16 protein-coding genes are annotated in these 21,994 nt (G+C 60.3%); 4 read left to right on the top strand and 12 right to left on the bottom strand.

Annotation, left to right across the window (positions count from 1 at the left end; genetic code table 11):
* Positions 1–29: 29 nt before the first annotated feature.
* From BLS57_RS16775 to BLS57_RS16765, 3 genes are all read right to left on the bottom strand, one after another.
* Positions 30–1,337, bottom strand: coding sequence for an HlyD family type I secretion periplasmic adaptor subunit (locus tag BLS57_RS16775; RefSeq protein WP_093743808.1), 1,308 nt, complete (start codon positions 1,335–1,337; stop codon positions 30–32).
* Entirely contained in the window at positions 1,334–3,070 is a 1,737-nt protein-coding gene (locus tag BLS57_RS16770) for a type I secretion system permease/ATPase (protein WP_093743807.1), read from the bottom strand. Before BLS57_RS16770 ends, BLS57_RS16775 begins: the two co-directional genes overlap by 4 nt.
* Positions 3,071–3,179: 109 nt before the next feature.
* Positions 3,180–5,423: a transglycosylase domain-containing protein gene (locus BLS57_RS16765; protein WP_093743806.1), complete on the bottom strand. Its 2,244-nt coding sequence runs from the start codon at positions 5,421–5,423 to the stop codon at positions 3,180–3,182.
* 270 nt (positions 5,424–5,693) lie between these two features.
* Between BLS57_RS16765 and BLS57_RS16760 the strand changes: the two genes are divergently transcribed.
* The gene (locus BLS57_RS16760) at positions 5,694–7,001 is read left to right on the top strand and encodes an ammonium transporter (RefSeq protein ID WP_093743805.1); all 1,308 of its coding nucleotides are present in this window, start codon (positions 5,694–5,696) and stop codon (positions 6,999–7,001) included.
* A gap of 58 nt (positions 7,002–7,059) precedes the next feature.
* Here the strand turns inward: BLS57_RS16760 and BLS57_RS16755 are convergent, their stop codons facing one another.
* From BLS57_RS16755 to BLS57_RS16735, 5 genes are all read right to left on the bottom strand, one after another.
* Positions 7,060–8,772, bottom strand: coding sequence for a sensor histidine kinase (locus BLS57_RS16755; protein ID WP_093743804.1), 1,713 nt, complete (start codon positions 8,770–8,772; stop codon positions 7,060–7,062).
* Between the two features lie 225 nt (positions 8,773–8,997).
* Positions 8,998–10,179 (bottom strand): amino acid aminotransferase, encoded by a 1,182-nt coding sequence (locus BLS57_RS16750; protein WP_093743803.1) that lies wholly within the window; start codon positions 10,177–10,179, stop codon positions 8,998–9,000.
* Positions 10,180–10,209: 30 nt separating this feature from the next.
* Positions 10,210–11,064, bottom strand: a complete 855-nt coding sequence (gene sseA / locus BLS57_RS16745; RefSeq protein WP_093743802.1) for a 3-mercaptopyruvate sulfurtransferase — start codon at positions 11,062–11,064, stop codon at positions 10,210–10,212.
* 256 nt (positions 11,065–11,320) lie between these two features.
* Entirely contained in the window at positions 11,321–11,809 is a 489-nt protein-coding gene (gene smpB, locus BLS57_RS16740) for an SsrA-binding protein SmpB (protein ID WP_093743801.1), read from the bottom strand.
* A 47-nt stretch (positions 11,810–11,856) separates the two neighbouring features.
* Positions 11,857–12,675: a sulfotransferase family protein gene (locus BLS57_RS16735; RefSeq protein WP_093743800.1), complete on the bottom strand. Its 819-nt coding sequence runs from the start codon at positions 12,673–12,675 to the stop codon at positions 11,857–11,859.
* 157 nt (positions 12,676–12,832) lie between these two features.
* On the opposite strand from BLS57_RS16735, the gene BLS57_RS16730 reads away from it, so the two are divergent.
* Positions 12,833–14,410 (top strand): DUF5928 domain-containing protein, encoded by a 1,578-nt coding sequence (locus BLS57_RS16730; RefSeq protein WP_093743799.1) that lies wholly within the window; start codon positions 12,833–12,835, stop codon positions 14,408–14,410.
* Between the two features lie 114 nt (positions 14,411–14,524).
* Positions 14,525–15,055, top strand: coding sequence for a PepSY domain-containing protein (locus BLS57_RS16725; RefSeq protein ID WP_093743798.1), 531 nt, complete (start codon positions 14,525–14,527; stop codon positions 15,053–15,055).
* Positions 15,056–15,108: 53 nt separating this feature from the next.
* Here the strand turns inward: BLS57_RS16725 and BLS57_RS16720 are convergent, their stop codons facing one another.
* The 4 genes from BLS57_RS16720 to BLS57_RS16705 form a co-directional block, all read right to left on the bottom strand.
* Complete coding sequence (locus BLS57_RS16720; RefSeq protein ID WP_093743797.1) at positions 15,109–16,092, bottom strand: PAS domain S-box protein; 984 nt, start codon at positions 16,090–16,092, stop codon at positions 15,109–15,111.
* A 169-nt stretch (positions 16,093–16,261) separates the two neighbouring features.
* The gene (locus BLS57_RS16715) at positions 16,262–18,772 is read right to left on the bottom strand and encodes a cation:proton antiporter (RefSeq protein WP_093743796.1); all 2,511 of its coding nucleotides are present in this window, start codon (positions 18,770–18,772) and stop codon (positions 16,262–16,264) included.
* Positions 18,773–18,836: 64 nt separating this feature from the next.
* Entirely contained in the window at positions 18,837–19,466 is a 630-nt protein-coding gene (locus BLS57_RS16710; RefSeq protein WP_093743795.1) for a DUF1523 family protein, read from the bottom strand.
* Between the two features lie 127 nt (positions 19,467–19,593).
* The gene (locus tag BLS57_RS16705; protein ID WP_093743794.1) at positions 19,594–20,382 is read right to left on the bottom strand and encodes an alpha/beta hydrolase; all 789 of its coding nucleotides are present in this window, start codon (positions 20,380–20,382) and stop codon (positions 19,594–19,596) included.
* Between the two features lie 91 nt (positions 20,383–20,473).
* On the opposite strand from BLS57_RS16705, the gene BLS57_RS16700 reads away from it, so the two are divergent.
* A complete protein-coding gene (locus tag BLS57_RS16700) occupies positions 20,474–21,949 on the top strand; it encodes an NAD-dependent succinate-semialdehyde dehydrogenase (protein WP_093743793.1) in 1,476 nt (491 codons plus the stop codon).
* Positions 21,950–21,994: the final 45 nt, after the last annotated feature.

Raw genomic sequence — 21,994 nt, 5'->3', positions numbered from 1 at the left:
GCCGCCCTCAGCGCGAAGGAAAAGCCCCATCAGCTTTCACGGAAGGCGCGGGCAAAGTAATCGGCCATTGGTTTGATGAGATAGGCCATGGGGGAGCGTTCGCCGGTGCGAATAAAGGCCTCCACCGGCATGCCGGGCAATAGGATTGTTCCCTCGGCCAGCTTGTCGATCTCGCCCGGGTTCAGCGCGATTTCAGCGCGGTAGTAGGCTTGGCCCGTCGCTTCGTCCTCAATCGCATCTGCCGAGACCTGCAACACCTGCCCAACAAGCTCCGGCGTCGTGCGTTGGTTCAAGGCCGAAAGCCGCAGGTTCACATCTTGCCCCACAGCGACTTGGTCGACATGGATGGTCTGCACCCGCGCGGCGATCACCAGCGGGCGGTCTTGGGGAACGAGATACATCAGTGGCTCTGCCGCGCGCACGACCGATCGGGGGGTCTGTACCTGCATCGCATAGATGACGCCCGACACGGGCGCGCGAATGTCGAGCCGGTCGATCTGTGCCAGCAAAGCGCGGCGCTGTTCGGCCAGTTCCAATTCGCGGTAACGCAGATCGCGCAGCCGGGTGATGGCCTCTTCCCGACCTGCCGAGCCGAGCTTAAGCCGTTCGATATCGATCTCGGTCACGCGCTCTTGCAGCTGCGCTTTCTGGGCCGAGAGTTCGCCAATTTGCCCCCGTAGCCGCGCCTGTTCCCGCTGCAAGGTCAACACTGCCGAGGCTTGTGTGAGCCCGCGATCGAGCAGGGACTGCTGGTTACCCAATTCCTCCTCTATCAGCTCCAACTGCCGGGCGAGGGCGGTTTCCTGAGCCGCGACCCCTTCGATCTGCGCGCCGATCTGCAAACTGCGCTTGCCCAGTTGGTCCAACTCTTGAGCTACCGAGACCCGCCTTGCATCGAAGAGGTTGCGCTGGCCTTCCATCAATTCCTGCGTGTCAGAATTGGCGGCGCCCGCTGCGATCAGGACCTCGTCGAATTCGATATCATCCGCTTCGTCACGCTGCGCTTCGAGCCGCCCGCGACGGGCCATAAGCTCGAAAAGCTGGCCCTCGACAATCGCCAACTCCGATTCAAGCTGTTCCCGGTCGAGCTTCAGCAGCGTGTCACCAGCCTGAACGCTGTCGCCCTCATCCACAAGGATCTCGGCCACGACGCCGCCGGTTTCATGCTGTACGATCTGGCGATTACGGTCGACTTCAATCCGACCGGAGGCAACGACCGCGCCCGCAATCTGGCTGGTCATCGCCCAGGTGCCAAAACCGCCGAATAGGACCAACAACCCGATGAACCCAAGGATCAGGGGCCGTGTGGCAGACCACGATTTTTGATTCTCACTCATGTCACACCTCCCGAATGGGCCGGGGACTGCTTGATCTCGCGGTGGTTCTTGACCATCCCAGCGAGCACTTCGTCTTTGGGGCCGAATGCCATGCGCATGCCGCCATCAAGGACCAACAGCATGTCACATTCTTGGATCGCAGCAGGACGGTGGGCCATGATGAGCACCGAGCGTTCGCTCGCTTTCATTTGCCGGATCGCGTGGTTCAGAGCTTGGCTGCCGATGTTATCGAGGTTCGAGTTCGGCTCGTCCAAGACCACGATCACCGGGTCATCATAAAGGGCGCGGGCCAATCCGATCCTCTGCATTTGCCCGCCAGAAAGGCGCACCTGACCTGCGCGGATTTGAGTGTCATAGCCCTGCGGCAATTCCAAAATCATCTCATGCGCGGCGGCCATCTTGGCGGCTTTCACGACCTTGGCATCATCCGGGTTTGGTGACAGCCGCGCGATATTCTCTGCGATGGTACCGTCGAATAGTTGCACCCGCTGCGGCAGATAGCCGATGTGACGGCCCAATGTCTCTGTCCCGTAATGCTCCAACGCCGCGCCATCCAGCCGCACCGATCCGCCGGCAGGGGGCCAGACGCCGGTGAGCGTGCGCGCCAGCGTCGATTTACCCGCGCCCGAAGGGCCGATCACGCCGACCGCCTGCCCGGGCTCGACCTGGAAGGCAATGGACTTCAGCGCTGCCTGTTTTTCACCCGGAGGAACGACCGTGAGTCCTTTTGCCGTGAGCCGTGCTTTGGGTTTGGGCAATGTGGTGCGGCTAGGTTCAATGCCCACCGCGCCCAGCAATTCCGCCAAGTTGGCCCAGCCAAGCCGCCCGCGCTGCACAATTGGCCATTGATTAAGCGCCAGTTCCACGGGAGCCAGAGCGCGGCCCAGAAGGATCGACCCTGCGATCATCGCGCCCGGCGTCATCTGGTTTTGCAGCACCAGCCACGCCCCCAGTCCGAGCATAGCGGATTGCAGAAACAGGCGTAGCGTTTTGGTCATGGCGGTGAAAGTGCCGCCCACATCGGTTGCGCGAACCTGCTGCTCCAGCGCGCGGCCCCGTGCCTTTTGCCAGCGGGTGAAGGCCGCGTCACGCATACCCATCGCCTGAACCATTTCGGCCTCGACCCTGATCTGGTCAGACATGGCCCCGGCGGCCTGACCTGCGACACCAGCCTCAGCTTGGCTCTCGCGCAAGAGCAACTGGTTGGCAGCCGTGATCCCCACCAGCACCAGCGCACCGCCGACAGCCAGCCAGCCGAGCATCGGATGGAACAAGAATATCGCGGCAAAGAAGATCGGTGTCCAAGGCGCGTCAAAGGCAGCCATCAGAACGGGTGAGGTCATCAGACGCTGGACGGCTTCCAGATCAGCCAGCCCTGCGTTGGTCTTGATGTCTGGCGCCACCGCCGATTTGCGCACCACAGCGTCGAACACCCGCCGGTCGAGATCAGCTTGGAAACGCGCCCCGACACGGGCCATAATCCGGCCCCGGGTATAGTCCAACAAGCCCATCACTCCGTAGAGGAAGACGACAAGGACCGAGAGCGCGATAAGCGTTTCTTCTGAACCTGAGCCGAGCACCCGGTCATAGACCTGCAGCATATAGAGCGGACCGGTCAACATCAGCAGGTTGGCGAAAAGGCTGAAGAGCGCGACAGCCCAGTAAAGGCCACGGCTGCGTTTGCGCACTTGTCGCAGCTCTGCCGCGCCTCTTTTCACCAGATCACTTTGCATCGGCACCTTTCGACCAATCTCAGAGCGCTATCCGCCCTGTCCCCTTAAGGCATAGTTGCTTTAACAAGCCATTGCCAATTCTGGTTTTGGCCTCAAGGAGATTTGCGGGTTACCTGTCCTGAAAGTTCGGCGCCGGCGCACTGGCGCCCGGGCCGGAGCTGCCGCTGCCAAAGATATCCCGCAAGACCCTGTCGATCACATTGTCAGCGCCACCCCGGTTGCCTGCAGGCTGGCTGGGTTGCGGCTCAGGCGCGGGTTGGGCTTCGCCGAAATTGCTGCGCGGGGCGGGGGCCATCATCGGCAGGTCCTTAACGGGCAGCCCTTCGTGCACGCGGGTCATGGTTTCGCGCCAGATTTCTGCGGGAAGCCCCCCGCCTGTGACACCTGTAAGCGGCGTGTTGTCGTCATAGCCCATCCAGACCCCGGCGACGTAATCGGCAGAGAAGCCGACGAACCAAGCATCCTTGTTGGCCGAGGTGGTGCCGGTCTTGCCAGCCAGTTGCCGCCCGCCAAATTGCGCGCGCTGGCCAGTGCCTTCGGAGATCACCTTTTCCATCATATAGACCAGTTGGCGCGCCGCATCTTCCTGAATGACGCGCTCATTGATCCCGCCCCCGGTGCCCATCAGCGGCTCTGTCTCACCCAGAAGGCGCAGATCAATGAGACCGTACGGGGTTACCGATGACCCGCCGTTCAGGATGCCCGCATAGGCGCCTGTCATTTCCAGTAGCGTGCTCTCGGAAGCGCCGAGCGCCAGTGCGGGACCAGCGGCCAGATCGCTTTTGATGCCAAACTGCGATGCAACAGCGCTTACGGTCTCACGGCCTACGCTTTCTGACACTTTGACCGCCGGGATGTTCAACGAGCTTTTCAGCGCGTCGGTAAGGCTGACAGGGCCTTTGAAGTTTTTTGTGTAGTTTTTCGGGCACCATTCACCGGAGCCGGGGATGTTCAGGCAGTAGGGTTCGTCAACGATGATGTCATCGGGTGAATAGCCCAGATCAAGCGCTGCGGCATAGATGAAGGGTTTGAACGCAGACCCGGTCTGCCGCATCGCCTGTGTCGCACGGTTGAAGGCGCCGGCGACTTTGGTTTTGCGTCCGCCCACGAGGGCGCGCACTGCGCCGTCGGCGGACATTACGACAATCGCCGCCTGGGCCTTGGACCCGGGTTTGACCTTGTTTTCAAAGACCCACTTCAAGCCATCTTCGGCAGCGCGCTGGATGCGTTGGTCGAGGGTAGTTTTAATAATCACGTCCTCGGTGGTCTTGCGGGTAAAGAACTCAGGCCCTGAGGACATCACCCAGTCAGCGAAATAGCCACCCGCTTCGGCCTCGGCGGCTTCAGAGAGCTGTGCTGGGTTCGCAATAGCGTCATCTGCCTGCGCTTGAGTAAGGTAGCCTTGCTCTTCCATCAGCCGGATCACAGTTGCCGCGCGGCTCTGGGACCGGTCGAGGTTGTTTGTGGGGGACAGAGTGGTCGGGGCGGTCAACAGGCCAGCCAGCATCGCGCTTTCGGCAGGGGCAAGGGCCGATGCCGGTTTGCCAAAGAACCGCTGGGCCGCGGCTTCGGCACCATAGGCGCCACCGCCCATATAGGCGCGGTTGAGATAGACCGACAGGATGTCGTTCTTGCTGTATTTCAGTTCCATCGCCAGCGCGAAAAGCGCCTCTTTGGCTTTACGAGCCAATGAGGAGCGACGACATTCGGACTCGTACTCTCGTTCGGTCAAACCCGAGCTTGGATCATAGGGCTCACCAAGACAAAGCAGCTTGGCCGTCTGCTGGGTGATGGTCGAGCCGCCGTGACCCTGCAACGGGCCGCGCCCTTCGCTCAGGTTGATGCGCACGGCGGAGGCGATGCCGCGCGGGCTGACGCCAAAGTGTTTGTAGAACCGTTTGTCTTCGGTCGCGATAACAGCGTTCTTGAGGTGTTTGGACACGGACTCCGCCGTCACCACACCGCCAAACTGATCACCACGCCACGCAAAGACATCGCCTTCGCGGTCCAGCATCGTCACCGAGCCGCGCGCGCGACCGTCGAGCAGATCATCAAGCGGCGGGATGGTGGTATAGGTATAGCCGACGGCCAGAGCGAGCGCGAGGAAGGCGACAAGGCCAAGGCGCCAAGTGATCGTCCAGATTAAACGCCAGAACCAGCGCGCGACACCAGCAAAGAACCCGCCGATCCCACCGCGCCGCGGTGGTCTTCCACGGCTGGCTTTGCGCCGGGCGGGGGCGGCTTTGCGGGCTTGCGGTTTTGCCTGTTTACGCGGCTTGGGTTTGGCTTTGCTCTTACCCGCATACCGCTTATCCGCCACTAAGGGACGTTTGCGCTTTGATTTATCACTCATAACTTTGCCTGCCCGGCCTGATTTTTCGTCACTTTAAACTGCCTACGCCGGATTGTTTAGCGTCGCGAGCCGCAATCGGCGTCAATTGTCTGATTAATTTTCGAGCGTTTTCGCGCAAGCGCCTGTTTTTTGGGCGCCGCTTCGGGGGAAGAGCAGGAATCACGTCATCAAACCTGTGCAATCTCGCCCTGTTTCCGTTTTCTCGGGAGCGCAGCGGCCAAGGCGCCGCACCGTTTCGCCATTTTCGACCCGCATATAGGACACGATCCGATGAAATCCAGTCTAACCCTTCCCATCGCCGCGGGGCTGAGCGTGCTGCCCGGCCTTGCCCTTGCGCAGGACGCCGAGTTCGCCACGCTGGCCGACACCACCTTTATCTTCAATACGCTGCTGTTCTTGATCGGCGGTTTCCTTGTTTTCTGGATGGCCGCTGGTTTCGCAATGCTGGAAGCCGGTCTGGTCCGTTCCAAAAATGTGACCACGCAGTTGACCAAGAACATGGGGCTCTTTGCGATTGCGGCGGTCATGTATTGGCTGGTCGGCTATAACGTCATGTACCCCGGCGACGGCAACTGGATCATCGAAGGCGTCTTTGGCACCTTTGGCACCAAGGACATCAAGACCGAGATTGACGCAGGCGGCTACTCCAACGCTTCCGACTTCTTCTTTCAGCTGATGTTCTGCGCCACGACGGCTTCCATCGTGTCGGGTGCACTGGCCGAGCGCATCAAACTCTGGCCCTTCCTGATCTTCGTGGTTGTCCTGACGGGCTTCATCTACCCGATCGAAGCATCCTGGCAGTGGGGCGGCGGTTTCCTTTCCGCGATGGGCTTTAGCGATTTCGCCGGCTCGACCCTCGTACACGCTGCTGGTGGCTTTGCCGCACTGGCCGGGGCCATCGTTCTGGGGCCGCGTCTGGGCAAATACGGCAAGGATGGCCGTGTGGTACCGATGCCGGGCTCGAACCTCGCGCTCGCCACTTTGGGTACATTCATCCTCTGGATGGGCTGGTTCGGCTTCAACGGCGCGTCGCAGCTTGCCATGGGCACCATCGAAGACGTCGACGCTGTGGCGCAGATCTTTGCTAACACCAATATGGCCGCTGCTGCTGGCGCCGTTGCTGCTCTGCTCCTGACGCAAGCACTCTACAAGAAGGTCGACCTGACCATGGTGCTGAACGGCGCATTGGCGGGCCTCGTCTCCATCACCGCTGGGCCGCTTGACCCGACATTGTTCGGTGCGCTCTGGATCGGTGCTGTTGGCGGTATCATCGTGGTTCTGACGGTGCCAATGCTCGACAAGCTGAAGATCGACGACGTGGTCGGCGCGATCCCGGTCCACCTGATTGCAGGTTTCTGGGGCACGCTGGTGGTGCCGGTCTATACCGAGGGCACATCCTTCATCACCCAGATCATTGGCTTCGCCGCCGTAGGTATCTTCGTCTTCGTGGTCAGCATGGTCGTCTGGGCAATCCTGAAGGCCACCGGCGGTATCCGGGTCAGCGAAGAAGCTGAGATCACCGGGCTGGACATGTCGGAACTGGGGATGGAAGCCTACCCTGAGTTCGCAAAGGGCTAAGCCCCGGCATTCGTACAACAAAGAACCGCCCGGCCTTCAGTGGCCGGGCGGTTTTGCGTTAAGCGGCGAGTGGCAAAGCAATCGTGAAGGTGGTGCCGACACCGGGCGCACTGACATATCGGATGCTGCCCCCGTGGCGATCCAGAATCTGGCGTGAGATATGCATGCCCAACCCGCTGCCATAGGCGGTTTTCGTGTCCGAGCCGTCCAATTGCGAAAACGGTGCGAAGACCTTGTTCTCGGAATTTGGCGGAATGCCACAGCCTGCGTCGGCCACCGTGATGATCGCCTTGTCCGCCTCACGACCCAATGCGACCTCGACCGAGCCACCAGGCGCCGAGAATTTCACCGCGTTAGACAGGACATTGCTCAGCACCTGTCCCAGCCGCTCTCGGTCAGCGCGTACCATGAGATGTTCGTTGATACGTTGGTAGCCAAAGCGGATGTTCTTATCCGGCTGCAGGCTCTCCGCACTGGCCGTCGCGTCAGAGACGAGCGTCCCGAGGTCGCATTCGCTGAACTCCATGGTGAACTCGCCGGTGCTGAGGCTCTGGGTATCAATCAGGTCATTCACCAGTTTGGTCAGTGTTGCGACATTGCTCGTCGCCCGGTCCAGCAGGTGCTCTCGCTGCGCCTCTTTCAGCTTGGAGCCGCGCGCCAGCAGGCCCAAGGACCCGTTGATTACCGTAAGAGGCGTGCGCAGTTCGTGACTGACGGTGGCAAGGAATTGGGTCTGCATCTGTTCGGCTGCGATGGCCTTTTGCGCTGCGATTTTCTGCGTGGTTACGTCCAGTAGGGCCACGGCCCAACCGAGCTGCTTCTGACCTTCGCCGAGCGAAATCACATGCGCCCGCACTGCGAAGTGGCGCTTGCCCATCTGTATGTCCGTTACATCCGGGAGGGCATTGTTTTTCACCAGATGTCGAATCACATCGCCCAACTCGCCTGCTTCCAGTGGGGAGACGCCCGCAGTATCGCTTTCTTTGAGCAACTCGCCCGCGGCTGGGTTTGTCTCAATCGTGCGGCCGCGAGGGTCGAGCACGAGCACGGGGTCGGTCGTGTTGTAGAACAGCAGTTCGCGCGCGATCGCGTTGACATCGACCCAGCGGTTATCGGCAATCAGCCAAGCGACCAGAATGAGCGACAGAGCGAATGAGAACGGCGTGGGATCCGAGCCGAAGAGGCGGAAGTCGCCGATCAGATAGGACAGATTCGCCGCTACCGGAATGATCGTTCCGGCAAACAGTTTGAGGAAAAAGCTCCGTACCGCCGGGTTGGCGTTCTGCACCGCGCGGCCGGTGATGATGATGGCCGACATGATAACGAAATAGAGATAACTGATGGCCACATAGAACAGCGGGCCATGGTCAAAGTAGACATAAGGCGCGCCGCTGTCGGTGACGAGCCGCGTTTCGGGGCCGTAAAAGGCCTGATGCCAGCCCGTGGTGGCTGCAGCCGACGTAATTAGCACCGGTGCGACGAACACTGTGATGCGGAAGATCCAGCGCGGCACTTTGGCGCCGAGAGCATATTCGTAGAGGAAAAAGGCCCAAAAGGTCGGCAGCAAAACGATTCCGACCCAAGCGCCAATGCCGATGGTCAAAGCGCAATCAATAGAATGTGTCGATAGCTCCAGCCCGACGGAAAGCATCCACCAGACCATCGCGAAACTGGCCAGAAGGTACCAATGTTTGCCCGGCATGCTGCTGTGGCTGCGGACCCAGAAGCCCAGCACAGCAACCAGCAGGATGGTCACATAGACCAACTGCACGGCAGGTATGGATGCGTCTAATAGGACGCATGGGGTGCTTGAAATAAGAATGGTTGCTGCCTCTAATATGCTTCTTTTTTTACGCGATCTTAACTAATCACGGATTTCGGACCAAGTTCTGTTTCGATTGGGCCGTAAATAAGGCGATGTTAGGGCATTGTGGGAGGGCCGCTCGGCGGGGCCAGTAGGAGCTCCGGACGGTATGCACCGCCCGGAACTTTTGATTTAGATACCGACGTCGATGATCGCGCGGGCAAGGATTGGCACGCTGTCGCTGTTCAGGCCTGCGATGTTCATGCGGCTGTCGCCAACCATATAGATGCCGTGCTTGTCGCGCAGTGCGTCAACCTTGTCAGGCGTGGTGCCGAGGCGCGAGAACATGCCGCGGTGTTGAGCCAAAAAGCCAAAGCGGTCAGAGCCGGAGAGTTTTTGCAACTCGCCAGCCAGTTGCTCGCGCAGGCCGAGCATGGCGTTGCGCACGTCTTCAAGCTCGGCCATCCAGTCGGCTTTCAACTCAGCGTCGTTCAGAATGGTCGAGACGATCCGCGCACCGTGGTCAGGCGGGAAGCTGTAGTTCTGGCGGTTGAGGAAAGCCAGCGTGGCTTGGTTCAGCCCCTGAGCGGCTTCCGAGGTAACCATCATCAAGATGCCGGTCCGCTCGCGGTAGATGCCGAAGTTTTTCGAGCAGCTCGCTGCGATCAGGCATTCCGGCACCGAAGACGCCACTTTGCGTGTCGCCGCCGCATCGGCTTCCAGCCCGTCGCCAAAGCCCTGATAGGCGATGTCGATCATCGGCACGGCACCGGTGCTTTGCAGCACCTCGATCACCGCGTCCCATTCGGCGCTGTTGAGGTTCGCGCCCGTCGGGTTGTGACAGCAGCCATGCAGCAGAACCACATCGCCCTTCTTGGCGGCCTTGAGGTCTTCGATCATGCCGTCGAAGGCCACGCCGCCGGTCTCGCTGTCGAAATAGCGGTAGTTCACCACTTCCATGCCCAGATAGGACAGGATCGACAGGTGGTTTGGCCATGTGGGGTCGGACACGAAGACCCGCGCCTCGGGGTTGGCCATGCGTACCAGCTCAAAGGCCTGACGCACCGCACCGGTCCCGCCGGGGGTGGCTGCTGCGGCGACGGAACCGCGGGGCACAGCGTCCCCCAGCACAAGGGCGGCCATCGCATCAGCATAGGCTGGATCGCCTGCCAGCCCGGTGTAAACCTTCGTATCTTGGCTTTCCCAGATGCGCTGCTCGGCGGCTTTCACGGCGCGCATGATCGGGGTGTTGCCGCTGGCGTCTTTATAGACACCGACGCCGAGGTCGATCTTGGTGTCGCGCGGGTCTTCGCGGTAGGCCTGCACGAGGGCGAGGATCTTGTCTGCGGGTTGCGCCTTGAGCGTCTCGAACATGGGTGTCTCCCGTTGGATGATCTGAGTTGGTTAAGCTGCGCCGGTGGCCACAGGCACGGTGGGGAACATGCCCCATTCGGCCCAAGAGCCGTCATAGAGCGCCCATTTGCGGTGCCCCATCCGCTCCAGCGCCAGCGCCAGCACGGCGGCGGTGATGCCCGAGCCGCAGGAGGTGATGACCGGTTTGGCGAGGTCGATGCCCGCGGCCTCGAAGATGGCGCGGGTCTGCTCTGGCGTCTTCATCGTCTTGTCGTCATTGAGCAATTCGGTGAAGGGCACATTGCGCGCGCCGGGGATATGGCCTGCGCGCAGGCCTTCGCGGGGCTCGGGCGCATCGCCGCGGAAACGGGCGGCGGCGCGGGCGTCGACGATCTGCGGATCGCCCAGTTTGGAGGCATGGGCCACTTGCGTCACATCGCGGACCAGTTGGTTTTGGAAGCGCACGGTCATGTGGCGGTCGCGGGGGACGGGGGGCATGTCCTCGGTCGGGCGGTCTTCGGCCTGCCATTTCGGCAGACCCCCATCGAGCACGGCGACGTTTTCCTGCCCCATGAGGCGGAAGAGCCACCAGACACGTGCGGCGGACATCAGCCCCGCGCCGTCATAGACCACGACCTGATGCCCATCGCCCACGCCCATGGCCCGCAGGCGGGACATGAATTTTTCGATCGGGGGGGCCATATGGGGCAGGTCGGAACGGGCGTCCGAGATGTCATCAATGTCAAAGAACCGCGCGCCGGGGATATGGGCCGCGTCATACTCGGCCTCCGGGTCGCGCCCGGCGTCGGGCAGATACCACGAGGCATCAAGGATGCGCAGGTCGGGGTCTTTCAGGTGCTGAGCCAACCAGTCGGTTGAAACCAATGTCTTGGGATCGTCGGCCATTGGGGCCTCCTTCGTCGCGGGCGTTGCCTCTGACTATAACCGGCGGGGGGTACTGGCAAGTGGAAGGGGTGCGAGAGGGGTAAGGAGGGCTATCGACTGCCCGCGGGTCGGCGATCCAGCGTCGCCTTATGCCACTTTATGGCTCAGCTGTGGTGTGCGTTCGCGAAGTTGCGCCTAGCTTCACCAAATCGCCTACCCGGGGGGCGGGCAGGCGATGGCCCGGCGCCTGCGGCTTGTCCCGGGCCTGCCGCGAGTATCAGCCGTGGTCTTTCAGTAACCGCTGCTTTTGCCGCGACCAATCGCGCTTGGCCGCTGTCTCGCGCTTGTCATGCAGCTTCTTACCCTTGGCCACACCGATCTTGATCTTCGCCATGCCGCGATGATTGAAATACATCACCAGCGGCACCAGCGTCATGCCCTTGCGCTGCGTCGCGTTCCACAGGTCCGCCAACTGCTTGCGGCTCACCAGCAACTTACGGCGGCGGCGTTCCTCATGCTGGAAGGTCTTGGCCTGACGATAAGGCGCCACATAGGAGTTCACCAACCACAGCTCACCGTCCTCCACCGCGGCATAGCTCTCGGCGATATTCGCCCCGCCTTCGCGCAGGGATTTAACCTCGGAGCCTTCAAGGATAATGCCGCATTCGATGTCTTCTTCGATCGCGTAATCAAACCGCGCACGGCGGTTTTCGGCGATCACCTTGTAGTTCGGATCGGATTTGGAGCTGGATTTGACCTGTGACATGCCAAAGCATGTAGAGCGCGCCCCGCCCCGGTGCAAGATGCGACCGTTCAGTCGCCGAGCTTGGCGTGCACTTCATCAAGATCAATCTCTCCAATCGGCAGCTTATTCCCCGGATTGTCGAAGTCATACTTGAACAGATCGAAGTCACGCTTGTAGATCTCGCGCATCAGATGCATCGACAGATCGTCAAAGTAGTCCTCCACCGGATGCGCGCGCTTGGGGCCGTGTCCTTCGCTTTCGTTAAATCGAGGGATCGCCGCAAGGTCTACCTTATGCGGCGTATCTACTGCATCGAGCACCTTTTGCATGCCGTCGTTGAACTGTTCCGTCCAGAAGATCTGATCGTATTTGCCGCCGTTGATGATGAAGGTGCTGACATGGCCCGAGACTGCAGACCAGTGAATGTCTGGGTCCATTGGGCGCCGCCAGCGGATCGTGTCGCGCGCAAAGAGCAAGAAGCGCCGGAAGCTGGCGATCTGGTCGAACTCCTGCTTGCCGTCATCGCCGCCAACTTCGATCCCGTATTTTTGCACCAGAAGCGGGACGAGGTTGCCGCGGTAACGCTTACCGTTGCGCTGGATGCCGCAAATTTTGTCAAAGAAGGACGACAGAACGCGGGTGTATGGGTTGCGCACGCACGTAAAGGCGAGGGACTTATGCCCGGACACATTTTCGGTGATCGGCCCCTGCGACTCGTCGAGCGCCCATTTGTGAATACCCGCTTTCGCGTCGTGGATGTCCCCGTCGAAAAATTCGCCCTGGTCTGAATAATACATGATCTGACCGATCGTCGAGCAGGCGCATTTGGGCACCACGCGGTACACCATGCTCTCGCTCTTCGTCATCCATGTTCCGGGAAAACCCATGCTTTCTTGCCTCCTGCTGGCGCTGACTGTCTTGAGCAACAGTTTGGCGTTGGCGTAAAAAAGCAAAGAAATGCTGTTTATTCAATCTGTCTTCACGAATAACTAGGTAAACGGTCCGAGGTGGCGGGCCATAAGAGAAGGGCTTTCGGAACTCTGCATGGCTAAAATTGCCTATATCCTGCTGTGCCACAAGGATCCGGATGCCATTATACGGCAGGCGGAACGGCTTACGGCGGTGGGCGATTATATAGCGATCCACTTTGACGCCTCCTCTGACGCCGCAGCATTCCAGAAAATTTCCGACACATTAGCTGATAACCCGAATGTCACATTCGCGCGCAGACGTATCCGTTGCGGTTGGGGAGAGTGGTCTTTGGTCCAAGCCACCCTGCACGCCCTGCGCGCAGCGGTCGAAGATTTCCCACGCGCGACGCATTTCTACATGCTTTCGGGTGACTGTATGGCCATTAAGTCGGCAGAATACACACATCAGTTTCTGGATGAGAATGACCGCGACTTCATCGAAAGCGTGGATTACTTCAACAGCAATTGGATCAAGACGGGCTGGAAAGAAGAGCGGCTGATCTACCGCCACTGGTTCAACGAGCGCACGCAGCGCAAGCTGTTCTATGGCATGTTCGAAGTGCAAAAGCGCCTCGGGCTCACCCGCAAGATCCCGGCTGATCTGCAAATTCACATCGGAAGCCAATGGTGGTGCCTCCGGCGCCGTACGGTCGAATGGCTGCTGGATTTTGTGAAACAACGCCGCGATGTCATGCGCTTTTTCCGGACAACGTGGATTCCGGATGAGACGTTTTTCCAAACACTGGTGCGCCACCTCGTCCCTGAAGCGGAGATTGAGGGCCGCAGCCTGACCTTTTTGATGTTCACCGATTACGGCATGCCGGTGACCTTCTACAACGATCACTATGACCTGCTGCTTAGCCAGAATTACCTCTTTGCCCGCAAGATCAGCCCCGAGGCAAAAGATCTCAAGCGACGCCTCGGCCTGCTCTATGCCGCACGAGGGGTGCAGTTTCAGATCAGCAATGAAGGCCGGAGCCTGTTCGACTTTCTTACGGGACGTGGACGGATCGGGCGGCGCTTTGCCACGCGCTTTTGGGAAACGGAAGCGACGCTGGGCCGCGAGCGCGAGTTGTTAATCGTTATCTGCAAGAAATGGGACGTGGCCAAACGGGTATTGGAGCGTATCCGGCAGGTGACCAATGTGCCGGCGATTGAATATCTCTTCAGCGAAGAGAACACGCCGTTGGCGGATTTGGGCGGCATCCAGACCACGTTAGAAAAACGCACCCGACACCGCCGCGCCCTGATGCGGATGTTGTTCGACTATTACGAGACGGACCGTCTGATCGTCTGTATGGACCCGGCAAACCTCGATCTGCTGCATGATTTCGCTTCAGACCGATCCATCACCCGTATGCTCGAGATCGAATGCCTGCTGTCGGATGAGTATCTGACCGGCCATGCCATGCGCTCGGGGCTGGCGGGGGATCAAACCTCGCAAGAAACGCTGACACGGCTTCTGCCCACCATCCGCGGCGATATGCTGCATGAGATCGACCGCATTCGCGACGCACAATTTGAGAACTACAACTGCCTGCGCGAAATGGCTGACGTAGAGAGCAACGCCGCCGCCCTCAGCCAGTTTCTGATGATCCCCGAAGATAGAGCGCGCGAGATCGCCCAGACTGAGCATTTGTTCGCAGACTAGGCATGGCTGTCGAGCATTATGGAACAGCGCTCTCTCCTAAGTGTTGAACCTGAGAGGCAGATGGCCCCCTTAGGGTCGATTGCCAAAGACGTACACTGAGACAGGAGACAACATATGCGACAGCAATTTACCGCACTCGCCGCCACCTTCCTTTTGGCCCCGGCCTCGGTTCTGGCACAAGACGCCGCGACCCCCGACACTTCGGTCAAAGCCGAAGCTGTGGCGATGACCCGTGCCATCGAAGCAGCCCGTGGTCAGATCGACGGCGGCGTGCTTGAAGCCGAAATCGAGACTGAAGACGGCGCACTGATCTACGAGATTGACATGGTCAAAGGGTCAGACGTCTATGAAGTCACTGTCGACGCTCAAAGCGGCGAAGTCATTTCGCAGTCCGAAGAGCAGCTGACAGGCTTCCTCAGCGGGCTGTTCCAGAAAGACGAGCTCCGCGCGGCGGGCCAGTCGGGTGATAGCCTGATGCAGGCACTGACCGAGTTGGAAGCGACTGACGGCACCCGGATCGAAGAACTGTCGCTCGAAGAAGAAGATGGTCGCATGGTCTATGAGATTGAGTTGACCGATGCTTCGGGTGAGCGCGAGCTTCTAATCGATGCCGCAACTGGCGAAAGTCTGACTGACGCTGGCTAATTGGAGCCAGTCTTAACCAATTCGCGGCTGGCAAACATTTTGCCAGCCGTTTTTTATTCAGTCGATTCCAATCTGCGCATTTCAAGATCGATCTTCGCGCAAAGGCCCGTAGCTTTGAACTTCCGCGTGATCGAGCCACCCAGCGACGAACGCGCCACGTCCTGACACATGCGCGTGCCAAAACCCTCCTTGTTCATTGCTTCCGGATCGATGTGACAGCTCTCGTTCCATTTGATCAGCAGCCTGTCGCCGTCTCTATACGCACGCAGCGCGAGGCTGCCGTCACTCTGAGCAAAGGCGCCGTATTTGGCTGCATTTGTGCAGAGTTCGTAGAGGATCAGCGCGAGCGAGGTCAGCGCCTCGGGAACGATACAGATTTTCTCAATGTCATAGTCGACAGTACGTTCCCCGGCAAAGGGCGTCACAATGGAGTGCAATAACTTCTCTAGGGAGGTTGGCGGCGCGGTCTTTCCTGTCGGATCGGCGACAGCCAACCGATGCGCCGACGATAAAGCCATCAGCCGGTCTCGCATGACACGCGCCAGTTCTTTGGAGGTGTCCACCTGACGCGCGGTGACGGAGATCAGGCTGCCTGCGACGGCAAAGCAATTGCCCACACGGTGCCGCATCTCGGCAAGCAGCAGTTTCTGGCGTTCGGTTGCTTCGATCTGCTGGGTGATATCCCGCGCGATTTTGGACGCACCAATTACCTCACCCCCGCCATTGCGAACCGGAGAGATCGTGAGCGAGATCGGCACCAGAGTGCCATCCTTGCGCTTGCGGACCGTTTCAAAATGCTGAATGCGCTCGCCGCGGCGCAGGCGGGCGATGATGTCTTGTTCCTCATGCAGACGGTCGTCGGGGATTAGGATCAAGATCGGCTGACCGGTGGCCTCTTCAGCCGAATAGCCAAACAGACGTTCCGCACCGCGGTTCCATGTCCTGATGACACCATCGAGGTTTTTGGTGATGATCGCATCATCCGAGCTTTCGATGATCGCGGCCATATATTCATTCAGGCTTGCGGTACTGTCCATTTGCTACTTGATCGCGCCCCCACCACGCATTCTCAATCTTACTACTCGTAAAGTTCGGCCTGCATGTGCAGCGAGATCCTTCACAAGTCCTGCCAGAAAAGATGCTACTCCGCTTTCTATGGCGCAGCAACGCTGAGGCAATTCAATCTTTCGCTAGGCGGTGAACAGCCTAGCGCGGCAGATTGTCGGGCAGCAGGTCTTCGGGATCCACACCGCGCTTTTCGGCGCTTTCGACCACGGCGCGCCGCAAAGTAGGGCTTCGGCCCAGCAGACGGCGGAAGCGGTCTTCGTCCAAAACCAGCAAGGTGGTCGGCGTGATCGCCCTTACATCAGCCCGCCGGGCTTTGTGCGTCAGTATCGCCATCTGCCCGAACATTTCGCCCCGGCCTAGACGCCACGTGTGCCCTGCCGCTTCGAGTTCGACCGCGCCCGACGCGATGAAAAACACCTGACGCACGGGGACTTCTTTGCGCAGCACATAGGTGCCAGCATCGACATAGCGCGTGACCAACGAGCGGCTCAAACGCCGCAAAGTGCCCTCTTTCAGTTCGGTGAACAGCGGGAACTGCTGGATGAAGGCGCCACGCTGAACCGCGAGGTCGAGGCGCGGGCGGTCTTCGGCGGCCATACGGCGGGTGGTGAGTTCTTGCATCAAAGCCGTGTGCACTTCGGCGCCAATCAGCCCATCTTCGCGCATCGTGGCGTATTCGCGTTCTTCCAGTCGGAGCGCCGTTCGGCGGATAAAGCGGCGCTCCAGCTCTTCAGCATAGCCCGGGTATTGCAGCCGCAACCCTTCGAGTGCGGTCTCTACCGCCTCAATCCGGCGCGATAGCAATTCGTGCAGCAGTTCTGCGACGCGTCGCCCGTGAATGCGACGAATGCGCCCGTCGATAAAACTGCCAAGATCACGCAAGATCAGCCGTTGCGACAGCAGGTGTTCAAAGCGGTCCGCCGTCATCCGCGCAAGCGGGCCGGAGATACCATAGCGGCCATGTAGCACAGCGGCGGCGCGGAAGGTGCGGCCATAGGCAACGCTGCGCCGTGCGGCACGTTGGTAACCGTTGCGTCCTTGGGTGCGGGCGGCTTCGATCAGACGGTCGGCGTCTGATAGCACCAGATCAGCCATACGCGCCGAGATTGTCCGCTCGCGCACACGGGTCAGAATCGTCTCCCGCTCTTGCCCGGCGAGTGCGATCAACCCGAGCGCAATGCGGTCACGGTCAAGAATGTCGGAGGCATCTTCGGCAGCTTTGACCGCGACCTCCAACCGCTCGCCAAAGCGCTTGGCCTCGGATCGAATGATATTATGGTCGAGGTCGTAGTTCTCGGTGGTCCGTGCAACGTCTTCGCGCACGGTCTGTAGGGAGACCGCGATGACCTGTCGCGACAACGCGTGGTCGATCGGGGACAGTTGGTCAAGGCCCAGCTTGCCGATAATCCAGCGCAGCGTTGTACCCTGAACCAGCAGGGTGAACAGAGTGAAGCCTGTTGCCAGAATGCCCACCAGCCGCTGAATGTCCGCTGGCACGCGGGTGCTCTCCGTCACTGCCAAGGCCAGCGACAGCGTCACAGCCCCGCGCAAGCCGCCCCAAAGGATCGCCATGCGGTAGGGCCGCTCAACTGTGGGCGACAGACGCAGCGCGCTCAGTAACGGCATCAGCCCGAAGAGGATCACGGCGCGGGCAAAGATGGCGGCGACGACCACCACGGCGATGAGCAGGTAGTCCGACAGTTGGACCTCTTCCAGCAAGCGCGGGATGAGCAGAGCGGCGAGGATAAAAATGAGCGCCCCGGCCCAGTGGGCCAGCACGTCCCACAATTCGCGCAAATTGGTGAGCGATTGCGGCGGCAGACGCCCCGGCGCGGTGAGGTTCAGCGTGAGGCCCGCGGCCACCACAGCGATCACGCCAGAGGCACCGATGCTTTGCTCGGCGATGATATAGGCCAGATATGGCAGGGCGACCGAGATCGACTGCTGCGCCAACTCATGGCGGCTAAAGAGGGCCATGACCCAGACCGCAATCCGCGCGCCAAGCCAACCCACTAGCGCGCCGCCCGCCATAAGCATCGGAAACTGCGCCAAGGCGGTGGAGAGTTTCGGATCCGGAATGCCTAACATGACAAAGCCCATGAACAGGCCAAAGAGTGCAATCGCCGCGGCGTCGTTCAGCAGGCTTTCGCCTTCAATGATCCGCGCCAATCGGCGCGGGGCCGAGATCGAGCGGAAAATCGAGACCACCGCCGAGGGGTCGGTGGTCGAAACAATGGCACCAATCAGCAGGCACGCGGCGAGGGGCAGGGCGCTGACCCAGAAAAGCGCATAGCCGATGCTGACCGTCGCCACGACCACGGCCACCACCGCCAGTGTCAGGATCGGTACCCAATCGTCCAGCATTCGCCGCAGGTTCATCCCCAGCGTGGCTTGGAACAGCAGTGTCGGCAGGAAAACATAGAGGAAGACGTTCGAGCGGATTGGCAGGCCAAGAACCGCAGCTGCTATCGGGTTCAGCGCGTCGGTCAGATCGGTGCGCAGCAAGAAGGTCGCGGTCACGCCGATCAGGATGCCAACGATCGCGAGAATTACGCTAAACGGCAACCGCAACCGCGCGGCAAAGGGCTCGGCGAGCCCGATGACGACAAAGAGCGACGTAATGACCGTGGTGACAAGAATGATGTCCATTGGCGGCCTAGTTTAAAATTGTTGTCACGCGAGGCCGAACCTCGGGGTGCCCTCTAGCTTAGGTTCACTTCCGCGCGCGACGTTCTGCCCGCCAGCGGGCGAAACGGCCCCGACGCGCGGCGATGTCATCCTCAAGGGCTTCAATCCGCGGGTCCAGACGCGATTGGCGGAACCGCCGCCAACGCACCCAAATCGCGTAAACCAATGCCGCAAAAAGCGTCAGGATGATGATGTTAAGAATTGGAATGCCCTTGCTGGCCTCCGGCCCGTCGACAGGGCGCAGGGACACGGCGTTGGGGTAGATCGACAAAAGCTCGCTGCGCCAGCCGTAGTGTTTCAGCGCATAATATTGCGGCGCGCCAGTGGTGCTGCGGGCGTCTGCCGCTTCGGCCTGAAGGTTCGCGGTGTCGAACTTGAAATAGGGCGGCCAGCCCCAACCGGTGTCTTCGTTGCGGTAGACCATGACATCGCCCTTGGCGCGGCGGGTCTGGATGAAAAACACGTCGCGGTTGACCTTTTGCCCTGCGCTATCGGTCGAAGACCCCGCCCAGAAGATCGAGTTGTTGCCAAAATCGATCCGCTTTTCATAGGTGTCGGTGACCCGGACGATATCGGTTTGAGGCAGGGTATAGTGGAAAAACGCAGCGATCAGCACCCAGACAGTGATCCAGAATACCCATTTGACGATTCTCATACCCGGCCCTTTCCAATGGCTTGCGCGGCCGGTCAAGGGCCTTGCCCTTCCGACATAGCGCCTTCGCGGCACTGCGGCAAATGCCTTGAGCCTCGACCCCCGGCATTTGCGTAACGTTTTTGTGCGCTTAGCTGCCCAGCAGCGCTTTGGTAAGGTCGCTGTCAGGTTCGGTCAGCGGATCGATCACATCGAAATGATGTTTGCCCTCCGCCACCACCTGCCGCGCGCCCCAGCTGCGGGCAAAATTCTCGGCCTGTTCAAGGAAGACAGGCCGCTCGTCCGCGCCGACCCAGACGGTCACATCAACCCCATGCGGCGGGGTCATGTTGACCGGGCTTTCCGCTTCGGCCTCGGCTTCGTCCAGCCGCAATGTGTCGTTCATCTCGGTTTGGAGCAGTGGCATCAAATCGGCCACCGGCGAGATTGGCACAATCCGCGTGAACCGGTCGCGCACCTCGGCGCCCAAGAGCAGTGGGTCGGTCATGCGCGCCACCAGATGCCCGCCTGCCGAATGGCCTGCCAAGACGATGGTGCCCTGAGTGCGGTTGGCGATCTCGGTCAGTGCTGCGGCGATTTGGCTCGAAATCTCGGAAATCCGCACATCGGGGCAGAGGTCATAGGACGGCATCGCAACCGCATAGCCCCGCGCCAGCGGACCGGCAGCGAGATGCGACCAGTAGTTTTTGTCGAACGCTTTCCAATATCCGCCATGCACAAAGACCGCCGTCCCGCGCGAGACTCCTTCGGGCTGGAACAGGTCAAACTTCTGCCGATCCGACGGGCCATAGCGCACATTGCATTGCGCCCGTGCGCCTAAGCTTGCGCGAAACGCCTCTGCCTCCTTTTCCCAGCGGGGCGGAAAGCCGTCGGCCCCGTCGATATAAGCGGCATTTGCATAGGCGTCATCAAGCATCATTTGGGTCTCCCACCCCGGGTTTGATCAAACTGAACTGGACAATCATACCCGTTGTTGCTTTGGAGACCATAGAGAATAGCGGAGAGATGACATGACTGATGCAAAGACGGATCTGAAATCACTGCTCAAGGACCCCAGCCTGCTGGAAACACGGGCCTATATCGGCGGCCAATGGGTCGATGGCGATGACGGCACTTTTGACGTCACCAACCCCGCGCGGGGCTATGTCATCGCGCAGGTCGCAAACTTGAGCCGTGCGCAGGTCGCGGGCGCGATTGCGCAGGCTGAGAAGGCGCAGAAAGACTGGGCCAGCTGGACCGGCAAAGAACGCGCGGGCGTGATGCGCAAATGGTTCGACCTGATGATGGAGAACCAAGACGATCTGGGCACCATCCTCACGGCTGAACAGGGCAAGCCGCTGGCTGAAGGCAAAGGCGAGATTGCCTATGGCGCGTCTTTCATCGAGTTTTTTGGCGAAGAGGCCAAGCGCGTCTACGGCGAGATGATCCCCGGCCACCAGCGCGACAAGCGCATCATGGTGATGAAGCAGCCCATTGGTGTGGCCGCGTCGATCACGCCGTGGAACTTCCCCAACGCGATGATCACCCGCAAAGCCGCACCAGCGCTGGCGGCGGGCTGTTCCTTCGTCGCGCGCCCTGCGGCAGAGACACCGCTGTCGGCGATTGTCATGGGTGTGCTGGCCGAACGTGCTGGCATCCCCGCAGGCGTGTTCAACGTGGTGCCGTCGTCGTCCTCCTCTGCCGTGGGCAAGGAGTTCTGCGAGAACCCAGCCGTGCGCAAACTGACCTTCACCGGCTCCACCGAAGTCGGGCGAATTCTGCTGAAGCAGGCCGCCGATCAGGTGATGAAATGCTCCATGGAACTGGGCGGCAACGCGCCGTTCATCGTCTTTGACGACGCTGATCTCGACGCGGCTGTCGAAGGTGCGATCATGTGCAAATTCCGCAACAACGGCCAGACCTGCGTCTGCGCTAACCGGATCTATGTGCAAGCGGGCGTCTATGACGAATTCGCGGCCAAGCTGAAGGACCGCGTGAGCAAGATGAAGGTCGGCGACGGTCTTGAAGAGGGCACCGACCTCGGCCCGCTCATCAACCCGGAAGCCTCCGACAAGGTGCGCGAGCACATCAAGGACGCGGTCGACAAGGGCGGCGAGATCATTCTCGGCAATGCCAAGGACGACATGGGCGGCAACTTCTTTGGCCCGACCATCGTGACGGGTGTCACGCAGGACATGAAGGTCGCCAAGGAAGAGACATTCGGCCCGCTTGCGCCTCTGTTCAAGTTCGACGATGTGGACGACGTGATCGCCATGGCCAATGACACGATTTTTGGCCTCGCGTCCTACTTCTACGCCAAAGACCTGAGCCGCGTGTATAAGGTTGCCGAGGCGTTGGAGTATGGCATCGTTGGCGTGAACACCGGCATCATCTCGACCGAGCTTGCACCCTTTGGCGGGGTCAAACAGTCCGGTCTTGGCCGCGAAGGCTCGCACCACGGGATCGAGGACTACCTTGAGATGAAATACGTCTGCCTGTCGGTATAAGCGGCGGCCAAATGGATGAAACGGGGCGGGCCTATGGCGCGCCCC

It is taken from the genome of Sulfitobacter delicatus, from assembly GCF_900102535.1.
GTDB lineage: Bacteria > Pseudomonadota > Alphaproteobacteria > Rhodobacterales > Rhodobacteraceae > Sulfitobacter > Sulfitobacter delicatus.
The sequence above is the reverse complement of the archived record's forward strand: the minus strand, read 5'-3'. Positions and strand labels throughout refer to the sequence as shown.

Excerpts from the sequence above, each read along its gene's own strand:
- BLS57_RS16765 (WP_093743806.1), bottom strand. The coding sequence starts at position 5,423 with ATGAGTGATAAATCAAAGCGCAAACGTCCCTTAGTGGCGGATAAGCGG.
- BLS57_RS16725 (WP_093743798.1), top strand. The coding sequence starts at position 14,525 with ATGCGACAGCAATTTACCGCACTCGCCGCCACCTTCCTTTTGGCCCCG.
- BLS57_RS16775 (WP_093743808.1), bottom strand. The coding sequence starts at position 1,337 with ATGAGTGAGAATCAAAAATCGTGGTCTGCCACACGGCCCCTGATCCTT.
- BLS57_RS16760 (WP_093743805.1), top strand. The coding sequence starts at position 5,694 with ATGAAATCCAGTCTAACCCTTCCCATCGCCGCGGGGCTGAGCGTGCTG.
- sseA (WP_093743802.1), bottom strand. The coding sequence starts at position 11,064 with ATGGCCGACGATCCCAAGACATTGGTTTCAACCGACTGGTTGGCTCAG.
- BLS57_RS16705 (WP_093743794.1), bottom strand. The coding sequence starts at position 20,382 with ATGATGCTTGATGACGCCTATGCAAATGCCGCTTATATCGACGGGGCC.
- BLS57_RS16700 (WP_093743793.1), top strand. The coding sequence starts at position 20,474 with ATGACTGATGCAAAGACGGATCTGAAATCACTGCTCAAGGACCCCAGC.
- BLS57_RS16720 (WP_093743797.1), bottom strand. The coding sequence starts at position 16,092 with ATGGACAGTACCGCAAGCCTGAATGAATATATGGCCGCGATCATCGAA.
- BLS57_RS16770 (WP_093743807.1), bottom strand. The coding sequence starts at position 3,070 with ATGCAAAGTGATCTGGTGAAAAGAGGCGCGGCAGAGCTGCGACAAGTG.
- BLS57_RS16710 (WP_093743795.1), bottom strand. The coding sequence starts at position 19,466 with ATGAGAATCGTCAAATGGGTATTCTGGATCACTGTCTGGGTGCTGATC.
- BLS57_RS16715 (WP_093743796.1), bottom strand. The coding sequence starts at position 18,772 with ATGGACATCATTCTTGTCACCACGGTCATTACGTCGCTCTTTGTCGTC.
- smpB (WP_093743801.1), bottom strand. The coding sequence starts at position 11,809 with ATGTCACAGGTCAAATCCAGCTCCAAATCCGATCCGAACTACAAGGTG.
- BLS57_RS16735 (WP_093743800.1), bottom strand. The coding sequence starts at position 12,675 with ATGGGTTTTCCCGGAACATGGATGACGAAGAGCGAGAGCATGGTGTAC.
- BLS57_RS16730 (WP_093743799.1), top strand. The coding sequence starts at position 12,833 with ATGGCTAAAATTGCCTATATCCTGCTGTGCCACAAGGATCCGGATGCC.
- BLS57_RS16750 (WP_093743803.1), bottom strand. The coding sequence starts at position 10,179 with ATGTTCGAGACGCTCAAGGCGCAACCCGCAGACAAGATCCTCGCCCTC.